This is a genomic window from Streptomyces sp. NPDC102283 (assembly GCF_044766265.1).
GTDB lineage: Bacteria > Actinomycetota > Actinomycetes > Streptomycetales > Streptomycetaceae > Streptomyces.
In genome coordinates this window covers 342,495-357,407 of the sequence record NZ_JBIWLQ010000002.1, presented here as the reverse complement: position 1 = coordinate 357,407, position 14,913 = coordinate 342,495, and the positions used below count along the sequence as shown (strand labels likewise).

Below are 14,913 nucleotides of genomic sequence, written 5' to 3'. Positions count from 1 at the left end.
GCGGCCGAAAGCCCGGCCCAGGATGGTTCCTGGGCCGGGCTTTCGCTGTACCCGGTGGCCGAAAGTGACCTACCGCACACGTTCTATCGAGCGCAGCGGCGCTCATTTGGTTACGCTGAGGCGAACGGACGCCATCGAGGAGCCCACGAAGGTTCCCCGACCGTCCTGGGACATGGTCGGTAACCCGGCCGCTGTTCCGCCCCGAACCGGCGCCACCGCGACCGACATATCCCAACCCCTGCCCCGCGCGGGGCGGTCGCGCCCCGGCATCGCCGCCGGAGCGACGGCGAGCCCCGGGCGACGCGACACGAAGGAGTGCGCGGTGACGACACCGGAACTGACCGAGCGCGAAATGCGCCCCGCCGAACGGAACACGGGCCGGCCCGGCCGCCCCGAGAAGCTGCGGAACATCGAGGTCTGGGCCAGATCCGCCCCGATCCGGCTCGCCGGGTACGAGGACGACCTCGCCGAGCCGCACATCCTGCCCGGCATCGACTGACCGCTCAGCGCGTTCCGCGGCCCGTCTCCCCGCCCTCCCGCTCCGGCGGCAGCGGCCGGGAGACGGGCCGCAGGAATTCCCGGACGTAGGTGCGGCGCCACCAGCATCCGGTGGCCCGCAGCTCCCGGAGTCCGGTGAACCGGTAGTGGAACACCCGGGCGCGCACCTGCCGGGGCGGCCCGTCGGGGAACGGGTTGCGGCCGAGCAGCCGGAGCGTGTCCCGGTCACCGTCGAGCAGCCGCTCGGCGAAGGGCCCGAACCAGGAGCGGGCGTACGCGGGGGAGAGCGCCGCGAACCACATCATCCAGTCGAGCCGCAGATGGTACGGGGCATACAGGCCCGGCATGCGGCGCGGATCGCCCGGCTTGCCGCGGAAGCCGTACTCCCGCCACTCGGTTCCCTCGTGCGCCACCGGATCGGCGCTGCCCTCCACCACGACCTCCAGCCGTATCCGGCTGATGGAGCCGAACGCCCCGTAGGTGTTGACCAGGTGCAGCGGATCGTAGGACCGGTTCATCGCCTGCCGTCGCGAGAGCAGATTGCGCGCCGGGCGGTAGCTGAGCACCAGCACCAGCGCGGTGACCGCGATGACGACCACCTCGTACCAGAGGGGCGGGGCGGCCTGCTCCGGTGGCGGCCCGGCCACGGGAGTCCAGTCGATCGCGGAGAGCGCCAGCGCGATGGTGAGCCAGTTCAGCCACGCGAAGTTCCCCGACAGGACCAGCCAGAGCTGGGTGAGGACCATCAGACCGGCAGCCGCGCTCGCCACCGGTCGCGGGGTGAACAGCAGGAAGGGCACCAGCAACTGGGTGAGGTGGTTGGCGGCCGTCTCGATCCGGTGCACGGGTCCGGGCAGATGGTGGAAGAACCAGCTCAGCGGCCCTGGCATCGGCTGGGTCTCGTGGTGGAAGTCCAGGCACGTCAGCTCCCGCCAGCACGCGTCACCGCGCATCTTGATCAGCCCCGCGCCGAACTCCACGCGGAACAGCAGCCACCGCAGCAGCCACAGCACCAGCACCGGCGCGGCCGTGTCCCCGGTGCCGAGGAAGACCGCCAGGAACCCCGTCTCCAGCAGCAGCGACTCCCAGCCGAACCCGTACCAGACCTGTCCGACCTGGACGATCGACAGGTACAGCACCCACGGCAGTGCCCAGAGCAGCATGCCGCCCCACAGCGGCAGCAGGCCGTCGAGACCGGCGATCAGGGCCACCGAGACGGCGCAGCCGCTCCAGGCGACGACGGCGAAGAAGCGGTCCGAGTAGTGCAGCCGGAAGAGCCCCGGGGCGGCCTGCCAGGGCGTGCGCCGCAGCAGCTCGGGAACGGGCAGCATGCCGCGCTCGCCGATCAGCGCCCGGAACTGGAGCGCGGCGGAGAGGAAGGCGACCAGATAGACCACCGCCAGAGCCCGCTGGAAGATCAGCCGGCTGAGCCAGTAGCCGTCCGCGGTGAACCATTCCATTCCTGCCAGTATCGGCCAGGGTGCGGCCCCGGGCCCTCCCGGTCGTGGCGGGGCGGGTCAGCTCGCGGCGACGATCCGGCGCAGCGTACGGCCGAGTCTGCGGGCGTACCAGTGCTGTACGAGCGGCACCAGCGGTCCGGCGAGCCGGGCGTACCAGGACGCGGGGCGCGAGAACGCCAGCACCGTGAACCACACGGCGCCGTCGTCCGCGAGATCCACCACGAAGCACTCCTCGCCGCGTTCCGGATGCCCGGCGAGGGTGCCGTAGCCGAAGCCGGTGCGGCCGTCCTCCTCGTACGCCGTCCAGATCACCTCGCAGGGCGCCGTGAAGCGCAGCGGCCCGAGGCCCAGGGAGACCCGGACGCTGCCGCCCGGCTCCGCGCGCCGCGCCGGGGCCTCCACCCGAGCGCCCGAGGCGCGGTGCATCCGCCACTCGGTCACCGCCGCCCCGGCGGCCGAGAAGTCCGCCGCGCCCCGGCCGATCCGGGTGCGGTGGTGGAGGTGGTGGTAGCCACGAGGGAGCGGGCCGAGGCGGGTCGCGCCGACCTCCGGGTAGGTGAGCGTGCTCATGCGGTCCTGCCTCCGGTGCGGTCGGGTCCCTGGGTGCGGTGGGGTTCCTCGGTGCGGATGCGCCGGAAGGCCAGCAGCGAGCAGAGCGCGAAGCCCAGCGCGTTGCCCAGCCCATGGGTGGCGGCCATCCAGGTCAGGGTGGGGTGGGGTAGTCCGGTCGCCTCGCCGAGCGCCCAGCTCAGCGCCAGCAGCATCGTCGCCACCAGGACGGCGGCGGAGGCGAGCAGCAGGATCCGCGTCGTCCGGTCCCGGCCGTCGGCGCGCCCCATGCGCCAGGTCAGCAGGCCGACCGTCCACATGCCGGCGGTGAGGACGAGGGCCCCGGCGAGTTCGGCCCAGTCACCGATGAAGTACCCGACGAGGACGAACAGGGTACCCAGCGGCACGCTCAGCGCGGCGAAGCGGCCCGCCGGACCGTCCGAGACCCGGCAGACCAGTCCGGCGATCAGGGCGGCGGCGAACCCGGCGAAGTGGAAGTGCGGCACGGTCAGCGCGAGGATGCCGAGGCCGAACCCGAACAGCTCGTGCCCCGACCGTTCGGCGACCAGGGCGATGGCGGCGACGGCCGGGGTGACCAGCGCGATCCCCGCCGGGTCGAGGTCCCTGCCGCGGGCCGCCCGGCGCGGGGCGTGCAGGGCGAGCAGGGCGGCTCCCAGTGCGTAGCAGCAGGCGAGCGCCGTGGCCGCGGTGGACCGCGGCAGCCAGAGGGCGACCGCGCCCGGCGCGGCGAACAGGGGCCAGAGCCGCCGGATCCGGTCCAGCTCCCGCTGTCCGGTCAGCCGCAGCCCCGCCGGCACGACGACGAGCATGCCCAGCATCACGACGGCGTTGACCAGTGCGGACACGGCTCCCCTTGTATTGAACGCGTTCAAGTTCCGAGAGTGAGAATAGAGGGTTCATTGAACGCGTTCAAGACGGGGTCGGTGGGTGGGTGTCCGCTTGCGGGACCGTGTTCGGTGCGGCACAGATGGTGACACCCATCCGTTCCCCAGGGACAGGCAGGAGAGCTCTGTGCGCTCACCAGGACGTATCCGGCGTACCGCGCTCGCCGCGCTGTCCGCCGGGGCGCTGTTCGCCGTATCCGGCTGCGGCGAAGGCGGTGACCGTACGGCGAAGGGCACCACGGGCACCGCGGAGGCCAAGGACGTCCTCCTCCAGTCGCTCGCGTCTCCCGGCCCCGGTCCGTTCACCGCCTCCACGGCGCGGACGGCGGCCTCCCCGTCCTCCACCGGAGCGCCGGACGCCGAACCGACCTCCGCCACCCGGACGGTCCATCCGATCTCCGGCGCCGTCCCCGGGCTCTACGGCGGCACCCGGTCGGTCGCCGCCTGCGACGTCGAACGGCAGGCCTCTCTCCTGGCCGACGACGAGGGCAAGGCGCGTGCCTTCGCCGACGCGTCCGGCATCGAGGCCGTGCAGATCCCGGGCTACCTGAAGTCCCTCACCCCGGTGGTCCTGCGCGCCGACGCGCAGGTCGCCAATCACGGTTACAGCGCCGGCTCGGCCACCGCCTTCCAGGCCGTGCTCCAGGCGGGCACCGCCGTCCTGGTCGACAGCCGGGGGATGCCCCGCGTCCGCTGCGTCTGCGGCAACCCGCTGGGCCCGCCCGTGGTCGCCGACGGGAAGGTCGCCCACCGGGGGGAGCGCTGGCCCGGCTACGACCCCGCGCGCATCGTGGCCGTCGAGCCGGGCGTCAAGGCGGCCACCAGCCTGATCATCGTGAACGTCGACGACAACAGCTGGATCGAGCGGGCCGTGGGCGACAGCGGCGGCCGTGACCGTACCCCGGACGACCCGCCGCCGTTCGAGCCCGACGCCGACCTGCTCTTCCCGTCGCCGGGCCGCCCCTCCGAATCCGCACCCCCGGATCCCGCACCGTCCGACCCGACTCCCTCCGGCCCCTCTGAGCCGGAGGGGCCCACCGACCCCGGCCCTCCGGAGCCGTCCGACGACTTCGGCGACACCCCGCCGGAGGGGCCGTGGGAGTACGAGGAGGAGGGTGACCCGGACATCGCACCGGAGCCGACCCAGGTCTTCCCCGCGGAGCCGGACGAGCCCACCGGGCCCGGTGACCCCACCGGACCCGATGACCCCTCCGGGCCGGACAGCCCCACCGGGCCGGACGAGCCCATGGAAGCGGGCCTCGACGACGTGTTCGCCGGCTGACCGGACCCGGGAGCCGGGGGCTCTCGCACCACGGTGGAATCCGCAGGGCGCCGGCCCGGCGCCCTGCGGTCCGATCAAGGAATCGGACAAGAGGAATCGGATAAATGGTGGCAGAGTGGCCCACATGGATGATCGGGTAGCGGGTGCCCTGTCACTCCCCGACGACTGGCCCGCCCACCCGGACCTCAGCCTCGCCCTGAACCGTATGGGCAGCTTCGACTGGGATCTCGACACCGGCCTCATGCACATGGACCGGGCGGCACTCGACGTGTTCGACCTGACCGCGGACGAGTACGACGACCGGCCCGCCTCGCTGGCGCCGCGCGTGCCGACGGACGAGGCCCAGCGTCTGGACGGGATGGTCTCGCAGGCCCTGAAGAGCGGGCGCAGCGACTACGGCGCGTACTTCCGCATCCTGCGGCGGGACGGCACGCTGCGCTGGACCCACACCCAGGGCTTCGTCCGCCGGGACGGCACCGGCCGCCCGCACCGCATCATCGGAATCGTCCGCGACGCCACCCAGGAACTGGCCGACTCCACCGCCCGGCGCGAGCTGGACCAGGAGCGCCGCCGGCGCACCAGCCTGGTCGAGGGCACCACCGCCGCGCTCGCCCACGCCCGTACGGTCAAGGACGTCATCGCCGTCCTCAAGAACTCCCAGGGGCTCGCCCACCTCGGGGCCACCAGCCTCGTCGTGGGCCTGCTGGAGTCCGGCCGCATCCACCTGGTGGCCGACGGCCCCGAGGGCGCGTACGTCCCCGGCACCCGGTACACCCGCGTGGACGAGCAGTACCCGATGAGCGAAGTGGTGCGCACCCTGGCCCCCCGTTTCATCGAGTCCGCCGACGACTTCGCCGCCTCCTACCCGATCCTGTGGCCCGACATCAGCCACCTCGGGATCACCTCCGCCGCCTACATGCCGCTGATCGCCCAGGCCCGCCCGATCGGCGCACTCGGCCTCCTCTACCGGGACAAGGGGGGCTTCACCGCCGACGAGCGCAATCTGCTGATGGCCCTCGGCACCTCGATCGCCCAGAGCCTCCAGCGTGCGATGCTCTACGAACAGGAGCACGACCTCGCCGAGGGTCTCCAGCAGGCGATGCTGCCGCGCAGGATCCCGGCCGTGCCCGGGGCGCAGGTCGCCGTCCGCTACCGCTCGGCCCGCCTCGGCCGTGACATCGGCGGCGACTGGTACGACCTGATCCCGCTGCCCGGCGGCCGGGTCGGCGCCGTCATCGGGGACGTGCAGGGGCACGACACGCACGCCGCCGCCGTCATGGGGCAGCTCAGGATCGTCCTGCGCGCGTACGCCGCCGAGGGGCACAGCCCCGCCACGGTCATGGCGCGCGCCTCCGTCTTCCTCCACGAGCTGGACACCGACCGCTTCGCCACCTGCACCTACGCCGAGGTCGACCTCACCACCGGCGTCGTCCAGTTGGTCCGCGCCGGACACGTCGACCCGCTGGTGCGGGACGTGGACGGGAGCTGCCGCAGGATGCCGTCCGAGGGCGGCCTGCCGCTCGGCCTCTCGGCGGAGTTCGGCCGGCTGGAGTACCCGGTCGGCACGGTCGAGCTGGACCCCGGCCAGACGATGATCCTGTTCACCGACGGTCTCGTCGAGCTGCCCGGCTCCGACCTCGACGAAGGCATGCAACTGCTCACCGGCCTCGTCACCAACGGCCCCCAGGACCTCCAGAAGCTGGCCGACCAGCTCTGCGACGCCGTCGACGAGCGCGGAGGCCAGGACGACGTCGCGGTCCTGCTGCTCCGCCGCAGGGCCGCGCACGCCCCGCAGCCGGGCGGCCGGCTCCAGCAGCACGTCGCCCAGAACGACCCCGAGGCGCTGAGTTCGTCCCGGCACATGATCCGGGCCGCGGTCCGGGCCTGGGGAGCGAAGGACCGGGCCGACGAGATCGAGCTCGCGGCCGACGAGCTGATCACCAACGCGCTCATGCACACCGACGGCGGCGCCGTCGTGACGATCCGGGTGCTCGCCGGAACCGAGCGACGGCTGCGCGTCGACGTCGAGGACCGTTCCAGCGCACTGCCCCGACGCCGCGACGCGGGGGAGTCGGGAGTGTCGGGGCGCGGCCTGATGCTGGTCGACCGACTGGCCGACGTCTGGGGCGTGGAATCCCGGGGCAGCGGCAAATGCGTGTGGTGCGAGTTCCTCATTCCGGCCCGCTGAACTCCGCACAGTGGCGTAACAGTACGTAACATGTCTGTGCTTGACCGTTATCGACCGCTAAGGATTGACTGCGGGAGACCGGCCGCACCCCGGCCCTGCCGCCATCGACGACATGAGGCCCCCGTTGGGTACCGAGCTCCTCGCCCCGCTCGATCTCGCTTTCTGGCACCTCGAATCGGACGCCCATCCGATGCACCTCGGCGCGCTCGCCGTGTTCGCACCGGCGCCCGGCGCCGCTCCGGGGAGGATCCTCGACCTGCTCGGAACCCGTGCCGCCGCGATCCCCCGGCTGCGCATGTGCGTACGGGACGTCCTGCTGCCGGTCGGCGGCAAGGCCTGGACGGTGGACAAGGACTTCGACGTGCACCGGCACGTCAGCCACGTCGTCGTGGACGACGACGACTTCATGGCCGGCGCCGGCCGACTGGCCGGCGAACTGATGGAGCGGCCACTCGGGCGCGGCCTGCCACCCTGGCGGATGTACCTCATCGGCGGCGCGGCGGGCACACCCTTCGCCGTCCTGGTCAAACTGCACCACGCCCTGGCCGACGGGATGCGGGCGGTCGCCATCGGGGCCGGGATCTTCGACGAGATCGCCGCCGTCACCAGCGCCCGCACCGCTGTCCGGGGCCGTCCCGCCGTCCCGCCCCGCTCCTGGCTGCCCGACCCCCGGGAAATGGCGGGCACGGCCCTCGGCCGGATCGGCGAGGTCGGCCGGGCGCTCGGCGTGGGGGCCTCCGTCGTCCGCGCCGGCCGCCTCGACCTGCGCGCCACGACCGCCTTCACCGCGCCCTCCAGCGGCACCCGCCGTCTGGCCACCGCCGACCTCGACGCCGGGGACCTCCAGCGGATCCGGCGGGCCGAGGGCGGCACCGCCAACGACGTCCTCCTCGCCGTCGTCGCCGGGGCGCTGCGACGCTGGATGGCCGGGCGCGGCGAGCAGTTGCCCGTCGCCGACCCGCGCGCCCTGGTCCCCGTCTCCCGCCGCCGGCCCGGTGGCGCCTCCGCCACCGGCAACCGGCTCTCCGCCTATCTGCTCGCCCTGCCGGTCACCGCGGCCGACCCGCGCGAGCGGCTCCGGGCGGTCCGGACGGCGATGGACCGCAACAAGGCGGCCGGCCCTCTGAAGGGTGCGGGGGCCGTCGCCGTACTGGCCGACCAACTGCCGCCGCTGGCCCACCGGTTCGGCGCGCCGCTGGCCGCCAACGCCGCCCGCGTGCTGTTCGACGTGCTGGTCACCAGCGTGCCGCTGCCCCGCTCCGCGCTTTCGCTGGGCGGATGCCCGCTGACCGCCCTCTATCCCCTGGCGCCGCTGGCCCGGGGCCAGTCCCTGGCGGTGGCCCTGACCACCTACGGCGGACGGGTGCACGTGGGGCTGGTGGCCGACGGCAAGGCGCTGCCCGACCTCGACCGGCTCGCCGCCGCGGTCGAGGAGGAGTTCACGGAGCTGTACGCCGTCATCACCGGCACGGACCGCGCTCCGGTGTCCTGACAGGCAGCCGCCCACCGGCTGCGGCACTCTGGAACCATGCCCGAACTGCCCGAAGTCGAAGCCCTGCGGGTCTTCCTCGACGACCACCTCGTCGGCAAGGAGATCGTCCGCGTCCTCCCGCTGGCGATCAGCGTCCTGAAGACGTACGACCCGCCGCTGACCGCCCTGGAGGGCACGGCCGTCACCTCGGTCGCCCGGCGCGGCAAGTTCCTCGACATCGAGGCGGGCGGGCTCCACCTGTGCACCCACCTCGCCCGGGCCGGCTGGCTCCGCTGGAAGGACTCCTTCCCGGCCGCTCCGCCCCGACCCGGCAAAGGACCCCTCGCCCTGCGCCTGGTGACCGTCGACGGCGACGGCTTCGACCTCACCGAGATGGGCACCAGGAAGCGCCTCTCGGTCCACCTCGTCCACGACCCCCTGGACGTCCCCGGAATCGCCCGCCTCGGCCCGGACCCCCTCGCCGACGCCTTCGACCGCGACGCGTTCGCCGCGCTGCTCGCCGGGGAGCGCCGCCAGATCAAGGGCGCGTTGCGCGACCAGTCGCTCATCGCGGGCATCGGCAACGCCTACAGCGACGAGATCCTGCACGTCGCGAAGATGTCCCCGTTCAAACGGACCGCCGACCTCGACGAGAACGACGTCACCCGCCTGTACACCGCCCTGCGTACCACGCTCCAGGACGCCGTCGCCCGCTCCGGCGGGGTGGAGGCGGGAAAGCTCAAGGCCGAGAAGAAGACCGGGATGCGGGTCCACGGGCGTACCGGAGAGGCCTGTCCGGTCTGCGGGGACACCATCCTGGAGGTCTCCTTCAGCGACTCCTCGCTCCAGTACTGCCCCACCTGCCAGACCGGCGGCAGACCACTGGCCGACCGGAGGCTCTCGAAGTTCCTGAAGTGAGATGTCGCGGCTCCGGCCCCGGTGCGGGACCACCCGCCGTCGGGCCTCCTGCCAGGGCCGCACTCGGACCGGGGTTCGGTCGTCCGCTGCACTGCGGTACGGGAACAAGCCACGCATCACCCGAGCCATCGCCCTCCGTACCCCCTAAACTCCGGCCTCATGCTGCGCGTACTCGCCGTCGACGACGAACAACCCGCCCTGGAGGAACTTCTCTACCTCCTGCGCGCCGACCCCCGTGTCCGCAGCGCCGAGGGCGCCACCGGCGCGACCGAGGCACTGCGCCGCATCGGCGGCGCGGTGGACGCGGGCCCCGACGACCCGTCCGCGATCGACGTGGTCTTCCTCGACATCCACATGGCCGGTCTCACCGGACTCGACGTCGCCCAGCTCCTCGCCGGATTCGCCGCGCCCCCGCTCATCGTCTTCGTCACCGCGCACGAGGGCTTCGCCGTCCACGCCTTCGACCTCAAGGCCGTCGACTACGTCCTGAAACCGGTCCGCCGCGAACGCCTCGCCGAGGCCGTCCGCCGGGTCGCCGAGCAGGTGGGGGACCGGTCCGCACCCGTCCACGACAGCGCGGGCGACCAGATCCCGGTCGAACTGGGCGGCGTCATCCGCTTCATCCCCATCGACGAGATCGCGTACGCCGAGGCGCAGGGCGACTACGCCCGTCTGCACACCGCCACCGGCAGCCACCTCGTCCGCATCCCGCTCACCACCCTGGAGGAGCGCTGGCGCTCCCGGGGCTTCGTCCGGATCCACCGCCGCCACCTCGTGGCACTCGGCCGGATCGACGAGCTGCGCCTGGACGCGGGCAGTATGAGCGTGCGCATCGGGGCGGCGGAGCTGGCCGTCAGCCGCCGCCACACCCGCGCCCTGCGCGATCTCCTGATGCGCCAGGGCGGCCGCTGACCACAGCCGTGAGGCCGCCGCTGACCTGGGGAGTCCTTCTCCGAACCCTTCCCAGCACGGCCCGCCGACGCCTAGACTCCGAGCCCATGTCCGCAGAGCCATCGCCCCGGCGCGAAGTGGTCACGGGGGAGCCGCGGCGGGTGCGCCCGCTGCCCCGTTACCGCACCCAGTCGGAGATCGACGAGCAGACCGCACTCGGCGGCGCCTATGTGCGATCGCTGATGCGCGGCCAACTGCGCGCCGGGCTCACCGTCTTCGGCGTCCTCGCCCTCGTCGCGGGCACCCTGCCGCTCCTCTTCGCCGCGCTGAACAGCTCCGCCCTGGTCTGGGCGGTGCTCGGCTTCGCCACCTACCCGCCGCTCACCCTGGCCGCCTGGTGGTACGTCCGCAGGGCCGAGCGCAACGAACGCGACTTCGCCCGGCTGGTGGAGGGCCGCCCCGCCCCGTGAGCACCCCCGACCACACGGCGTCCTGGGTGGCGGTCGCCCTCGTCGTCCTCGCCACCGTCCTCGTCGGCGGCTTCGGCCTGCGCATCTCCCGGACGACCTCCGACTTCTACGTCGCCTCGCGCACCGTGCGGCCCCGCCTCAACGCCGCCGCGATCAGCGGCGAATACCTCTCCGCCGCCTCCTTCCTCGGCGTCGCCGGGCTCGTCCTCGTCCACGGCCCCGACATGCTCTGGTATCCGGTCGGCTACACCGCCGGATACCTGGTGCTCCTGGTCTTCGTCGCCGCCCCGCTGCGCCGCTCGGGGGCGTACACCCTGCCGGACTTCGCGGAGGGGCGGCTCGAATCACGGAAGGTCCGCAGACTGGTCAGCGCGCTCGTCGTCGGCGCGGGCTGGCTCTACCTCGTGCCGCAGCTCCAGGGCGCCGGACTCACCCTCAAGATCCTCACGGGCGCCCCCGGCTGGCTCGGCGACGTCCTCGTCGCCACGGTCGTGACCGCCGCCGTCGCCGCGGGCGGCATGCGCTCCATCACCTTCGTCCAGGTCTTCCAGTACTGGCTGAAGCTCACCGCCCTCCTGGTCCCCGCCCTCTTCCTGGTCCTCGCCTGGCAGGGCGACGGCCGGCCCCGGGTCAGCTTCGACGACCAGCTCGCCGTCTTCCGCGCCGACCATCCGCTGTACGCCACCTACGGGCTGATCGTGGCGACCTTCCTCGGCACCATGGGCCTGCCGCACGTCGTCGTCCGCTTCTACACCAGCCCCAACGGCCGCGACGCCCGCCGCACCACCGTCGCCGTCCTCGCCCTGGTCGGACTCTTCTACCTGCTCCCGCCGATCTACGGCGCGCTCGGCCGGCTCTACACGCCCGAACTGCGGTACGGGGGAGACGCGGACGCCGCCGTCCTGCTGCTGCCCGCCCGGCTCATCGGCGGGCTCGGCGGCGATCTCCTCGGGGCCCTGATCGCAGGCGGGGCGTTCGCCGCGTTCCTGTCCACCGCGTCCGGGCTCACCATGGCCGTCGCCGGAGTCATCACCCAGGACGTCCTGCCCTCCCGCGGGGTACGCCACTTCCGGCTCGCCACCGTCCTCGCCATCGCCGTGCCGCTCGCCGGTTCCCTGCTGGTGAGCCGAGTGCCGGTGGCCGACGCGGTCGGCATGGCCTTCGCCGTCTCCGCCTCCTCCTTCTGCCCGCTGCTCGTCCTCGGCATCTGGTGGCGGCGGCTCACCCCGCCCGGGGCCGTCGCGGGGCTCCTGCTGGGCGGCGGCTCCGCTCTCCTCGCGGTGGCCATCACCGTCAGCGGAGCCGTACGCCCGCCGGGCTGGCCGCACGCCCTGCTCGCCTGGCCCGCCGTCTGGTCCGTCCCCGTGGGGTTCCTCGCGATGATCCTCGTCTCGCTCGCCACACCGGGGCGGATACCCCCGGGCACCAACGCCGCCATGACCCGCTTCCACCTCCCCGAGGCACTCTCCTCGCCGCGCTCCGCCGCGGGACGGGAACGATGACCGGGGCCACGATCGCCGTTCTCGTCGTGACGGCCGCGCTGCTGCTGGGCGCCGGGTATCTGCTGGGCCGCCGCACCGCCCGGCCGCTGCGCCCCAGCGATGTCGGCACGCCCGTCGAGCACGCCACGTTCGAGACCCTGCACACCGCGTCGCTGGCCGCCCCGCCGCTGCGGGCCGGCCTCACCGAGGAGAGCGCCCGGCGCGCCGCCCGTCGGCTGCGCTCCCTCCTCGGCACCGACGCCCTCTGCCTTACCGACCGGGACCGGGTGCTGGTCTGGGACGGCGCCGGGCACCACCACGGCAAGGACGTCATGGAGCACCTGAGGGTGCTGCTGGACGACGGCCGCCGCACCGCCTTCGACAGCGGCTGCGCCGACCTCGACTGCCCGTTGCGCTGGGCTGTCGCCGTCCCTCTCACCGTCGAGAACCGGGTCCTGGGCGCGCTCGTCGCCTACGCCCCGCGCGAATCGGCGGTGCTGGCCCGGGCCGCGGGGGAGGTGGCGCGCTGGGTCTGCGTCCAGTTGGAGCTGGCCGAGCTGGACCGCTCCCGCACCCAGCTCATCGAGGCCGAGATCAAGGCCCTGCGGGCGCAGATCTCCCCGCACTTCATCTTCAACTCACTGGCCGCCATCGCCTCGTTCGTCCGGACCGACCCCGAACAGGCTCGCGAACTGCTGCTGGAATTCGCCGACTTCACCCGCTACTCGTTCCGCAGGCACGGGGAGTTCACCACCCTCGCGGACGAACTGCACTCCATCGACCAGTATCTGGCCCTCGTCCGCGCCCGGTTCGGTGAACGCCTCTCCGTGACCCTCCAGGTCGCCCCCGAGGTGCTGCCGGTCGCGCTGCCGTTCCTGTGCCTCCAGCCGCTGGTCGAGAACGCCGTCAAGCACGGCCTCGAAGGAGCGGTCACCCGCAGCCGTATCAGCATCAGCGCCCTGGACGCCGGCTCGGAGGCCGAGGTGGTCGTCGAGGACGACGGGACCGGCATGGACCCCGAGCGGCTGCGGCAGATCCTGCGAGGCGAGGGCGGCGCCTCCACCGGCATCGGGCTGCTCAACGTGGACGAGCGGCTGCGCCAGGTCTACGGCGACGACTACGGCCTGGTCATCGAGACAGGTGTCGGGGCCGGGATGAAGATCACGCTGCGGCTGCCCAAGTACCGTGCCGGGGTGCACGGTTCGTGAAGCAGGGCTCAGCACAGATGGACGGCCAGGTGTACCAGCGGCAGTCCCAACTGCCAGGCGGGCGTCCAGACACGGACCTCCTGATCGCCCGCCCGGTCGGCCGGGGCGTCCCACGGTGGTGGACCGATCGCGTCCAGGTCCGCCGCGAGCAGTTCGGTCTCCTCCAGCCACCGCCAGGCCGCCCGCGCCAGCGACAGATCGGGGTCGCCGGGCTCGGTACTCCGTCCCGCCTCCGCCAGCCGCTCGCAGATCCAGGCACGCCAGGCGCACCCGTACGCCGTGAGCGTCCGCAGCTCGTCGACCCGCGGTTCGGGCAGCGGCCGGGGAGCGGCGGCGTCATGGGGGATTCCGCACAGGAACATCGTCAGCGCGAAGGCTTCGCGCCCCGCCCGGAACTCCAGGGTCGTCGGCTCCATCAGATCGCCGGTCCGTAACAGGTCGTCGGCGAGGTACTCGGTGGACAGCCAGGTCATCGGTACCCGGAGACCGTTCCCACCGGTCCCATCCGTATCCTCGGGACGCATCCCGTCTCGCCTCTTTCCTTGCTCGGTGCCGGGCTTCACGCAGCATTGAACCGGGGGCGGGCGCCCCGCGTGGGCAGAAGGGGAGGATCGCCCAGGAGATGCGAGGCAGTGAATGAGTGTCGACCCCGGCGACGACCCGCATATGCGCCTGCTGCTGGGCGCCTATGTCCTGGAGGCCCTGGACGCCGAGGAGACCCGCAGGGTCGCCCGCCACCTCCGGGGGTGCGACGCGTGCGCCCGGATCTACGTGGAGGTGGCCGAGGCCTCCGCCCTGCTGGCGCTGCTCCGGGCGGAGGACCTGCGTGAGTAGCCGGGCAGCGTCCGCGCGAGGACCCGCAGGGCGTAGTACGAGCGGGACTTGACGGTCCCGGCGGGGATGCCGAGCGCCTCGGCCGTCTCGCCGACGCTCAGCCCGCGGAAGTAGATCTGCACCAGGACGGCGCGGTGCTCGGGGCTGAGCGTGCGGACCGCCTCGCGGACGTCCAGGGCGCGGACGGCGCAGTCCGCGGTGTCCAGGGCGTCCGGGGTGCTCTCCAGCACGGTGTCGCTGACCTCGACCGGGCGGGCCTGCCGGGAGCGCCGCGCGTCGATGGCGAGGCGGCGGCCCACGGTGAACAGCCACGGCCGCATCGAGTCGTAGGGCGCGTCGAAGGCCTCGGGATGCTGCCAGGCGCGTACCAGGGTCTCCTGCACCAGGTCCTCGGCCCGCTGCCGGTCCCCGAAGGTCAGGCCGAGGAGGAAGTGGAACAGCGCGGGGCCGTGTTCCCTCTGCAACTCGGCGAGGGTCCGCTCGTCGGTCGTCGTGGTGGTCTTCATGAACGCCCTCTCCCGCCGCGGCCCCTGGCGGCCTCGTTGCCGACTTGGCGTATACGAACGCATTCGGCGGCGCGGGAACAGGCGGTGCGCCGAGGCGTGCGACGAGCGGTCGCTCAGTGCGGCGAATGGTGCGGTGAGCGGTCGAGGGGCCGTCGGGGTCGGCCGGTACGACCAGTTCAGCTAGGTATGCGGCAATGCTTCTTGCTTATCCGGTATGAAGATCTGTGTAGTCGGATGGTCGTAATCATCCGA

General features: G+C 72.9%; 15 protein-coding genes. 10 read left to right on the top strand and 5 right to left on the bottom strand.

Features of this window, described 5'->3' with window-relative positions; all coding sequences use genetic code 11:
* The first annotated feature begins 322 nt into the window (after positions 1 to 322).
* Entirely contained in the window at positions 323 to 499 is a 177-nt protein-coding gene (locus ACIRJT_RS06035; RefSeq protein ID WP_158000642.1) for a hypothetical protein, read from the top strand.
* A gap of 4 nt (positions 500 to 503) precedes the next feature.
* Here the strand turns inward: ACIRJT_RS06035 and ACIRJT_RS06030 are convergent, their stop codons facing one another.
* Genes ACIRJT_RS06030 through ACIRJT_RS06020 form a run of 3 tightly spaced genes read right to left on the bottom strand, consistent with a single transcriptional unit; the run spans position 504 to position 3,373 of the window.
* Positions 504 to 1,958, bottom strand: coding sequence for a lipase maturation factor family protein (locus ACIRJT_RS06030; protein WP_403905097.1), 1,455 nt, complete (start codon positions 1,956 to 1,958; stop codon positions 504 to 506).
* A 57-nt stretch (positions 1,959 to 2,015) separates the two neighbouring features.
* The gene (locus ACIRJT_RS06025; RefSeq protein ID WP_403905095.1) at positions 2,016 to 2,528 is read right to left on the bottom strand and encodes a DUF1990 family protein; all 513 of its coding nucleotides are present in this window, start codon (positions 2,526 to 2,528) and stop codon (positions 2,016 to 2,018) included.
* Positions 2,525 to 3,373, bottom strand: a complete 849-nt coding sequence (locus ACIRJT_RS06020) for a YndJ family protein (protein ID WP_403905092.1) — start codon at positions 3,371 to 3,373, stop codon at positions 2,525 to 2,527. Before ACIRJT_RS06020 ends, ACIRJT_RS06025 begins: the two co-directional genes overlap by 4 nt.
* Positions 3,374 to 3,539: 166 nt before the next feature.
* On the opposite strand from ACIRJT_RS06020, the gene ACIRJT_RS06015 reads away from it, so the two are divergent.
* From ACIRJT_RS06015 to ACIRJT_RS05980, 8 genes are all read left to right on the top strand, one after another.
* The gene (locus ACIRJT_RS06015; RefSeq protein WP_403905089.1) at positions 3,540 to 4,694 is read left to right on the top strand and encodes a DUF6777 domain-containing protein; all 1,155 of its coding nucleotides are present in this window, start codon (positions 3,540 to 3,542) and stop codon (positions 4,692 to 4,694) included.
* A 124-nt stretch (positions 4,695 to 4,818) separates the two neighbouring features.
* A complete protein-coding gene (locus ACIRJT_RS06010; RefSeq protein ID WP_403905087.1) occupies positions 4,819 to 6,882 on the top strand; it encodes a SpoIIE family protein phosphatase in 2,064 nt (687 codons plus the stop codon).
* 124 nt (positions 6,883 to 7,006) lie between these two features.
* Positions 7,007 to 8,374: a wax ester/triacylglycerol synthase family O-acyltransferase gene (locus tag ACIRJT_RS06005; protein ID WP_403905084.1), complete on the top strand. Its 1,368-nt coding sequence runs from the start codon at positions 7,007 to 7,009 to the stop codon at positions 8,372 to 8,374.
* Positions 8,375 to 8,410: 36 nt separating this feature from the next.
* The gene (locus ACIRJT_RS06000) at positions 8,411 to 9,271 is read left to right on the top strand and encodes an Fpg/Nei family DNA glycosylase (RefSeq protein WP_403905081.1); all 861 of its coding nucleotides are present in this window, start codon (positions 8,411 to 8,413) and stop codon (positions 9,269 to 9,271) included.
* Positions 9,272 to 9,430: 159 nt separating this feature from the next.
* On the top strand, positions 9,431 to 10,183 hold the full coding sequence (locus ACIRJT_RS05995; protein ID WP_403905079.1) for a LytR/AlgR family response regulator transcription factor: 753 nt from the start codon (positions 9,431 to 9,433) through the stop codon (positions 10,181 to 10,183).
* Between the two features lie 86 nt (positions 10,184 to 10,269).
* On the top strand, positions 10,270 to 10,632 hold the full coding sequence (locus ACIRJT_RS05990) for a hypothetical protein (RefSeq protein ID WP_047180039.1): 363 nt from the start codon (positions 10,270 to 10,272) through the stop codon (positions 10,630 to 10,632).
* The gene (locus ACIRJT_RS05985) at positions 10,629 to 12,134 is read left to right on the top strand and encodes a cation acetate symporter (protein ID WP_403905077.1); all 1,506 of its coding nucleotides are present in this window, start codon (positions 10,629 to 10,631) and stop codon (positions 12,132 to 12,134) included. Before ACIRJT_RS05990 ends, ACIRJT_RS05985 begins: the two co-directional genes overlap by 4 nt.
* Positions 12,131 to 13,321 carry a sensor histidine kinase gene (locus ACIRJT_RS05980; protein WP_403905075.1) on the top strand — a complete coding sequence of 397 codons (1,191 nt, stop codon included), beginning with the start codon at positions 12,131 to 12,133 and terminating at the stop codon, positions 13,319 to 13,321. The genes ACIRJT_RS05985 and ACIRJT_RS05980 overlap by 4 nt, the downstream gene beginning before the upstream one ends.
* Before the next feature lie 8 nt (positions 13,322 to 13,329).
* On the opposite strand, the gene ACIRJT_RS05975 is transcribed toward ACIRJT_RS05980, so the two are convergent.
* Positions 13,330 to 13,845, bottom strand: a complete 516-nt coding sequence (locus ACIRJT_RS05975; protein ID WP_403905072.1) for a hypothetical protein — start codon at positions 13,843 to 13,845, stop codon at positions 13,330 to 13,332.
* Between the two features lie 112 nt (positions 13,846 to 13,957).
* Here ACIRJT_RS05975 and ACIRJT_RS05970 point away from each other — a divergent pair, with 112 nt between their 5' ends.
* Positions 13,958 to 14,155: a zf-HC2 domain-containing protein gene (locus tag ACIRJT_RS05970; protein ID WP_403905069.1), complete on the top strand. Its 198-nt coding sequence runs from the start codon at positions 13,958 to 13,960 to the stop codon at positions 14,153 to 14,155.
* Here ACIRJT_RS05970 and ACIRJT_RS05965 read toward each other — a convergent pair.
* Entirely contained in the window at positions 14,089 to 14,661 is a 573-nt protein-coding gene (locus tag ACIRJT_RS05965) for a sigma-70 family RNA polymerase sigma factor (protein WP_403905066.1), read from the bottom strand. The two genes, ACIRJT_RS05970 and ACIRJT_RS05965, sit on opposite strands and share 67 nt — an antisense overlap.
* Between the last annotated feature and the right edge of the window lie 252 nt (positions 14,662 to 14,913).

Bases quoted from the DNA above. Each gene is read 5' to 3' on its own strand.
- ACIRJT_RS06030 (WP_403905097.1), bottom strand. From the start codon at position 1,958: ATGGAATGGTTCACCGCGGACGGCTACTGGCTCAGCCGGCTGATCTTC.
- ACIRJT_RS06025 (WP_403905095.1), bottom strand. From the start codon at position 2,528: ATGAGCACGCTCACCTACCCGGAGGTCGGCGCGACCCGCCTCGGCCCG.
- ACIRJT_RS06010 (WP_403905087.1), top strand. From the start codon at position 4,819: ATGGATGATCGGGTAGCGGGTGCCCTGTCACTCCCCGACGACTGGCCC.
- ACIRJT_RS06000 (WP_403905081.1), top strand. From the start codon at position 8,411: ATGCCCGAACTGCCCGAAGTCGAAGCCCTGCGGGTCTTCCTCGACGAC.
- ACIRJT_RS05995 (WP_403905079.1), top strand. From the start codon at position 9,431: ATGCTGCGCGTACTCGCCGTCGACGACGAACAACCCGCCCTGGAGGAA.
- ACIRJT_RS05990 (WP_047180039.1), top strand. From the start codon at position 10,270: ATGTCCGCAGAGCCATCGCCCCGGCGCGAAGTGGTCACGGGGGAGCCG.
- ACIRJT_RS05980 (WP_403905075.1), top strand. From the start codon at position 12,131: ATGACCGGGGCCACGATCGCCGTTCTCGTCGTGACGGCCGCGCTGCTG.
- ACIRJT_RS05975 (WP_403905072.1), bottom strand. From the start codon at position 13,845: ATGCGTCCCGAGGATACGGATGGGACCGGTGGGAACGGTCTCCGGGTA.
- ACIRJT_RS05970 (WP_403905069.1), top strand. From the start codon at position 13,958: ATGAGTGTCGACCCCGGCGACGACCCGCATATGCGCCTGCTGCTGGGC.
- ACIRJT_RS05965 (WP_403905066.1), bottom strand. From the start codon at position 14,661: ATGAAGACCACCACGACGACCGACGAGCGGACCCTCGCCGAGTTGCAG.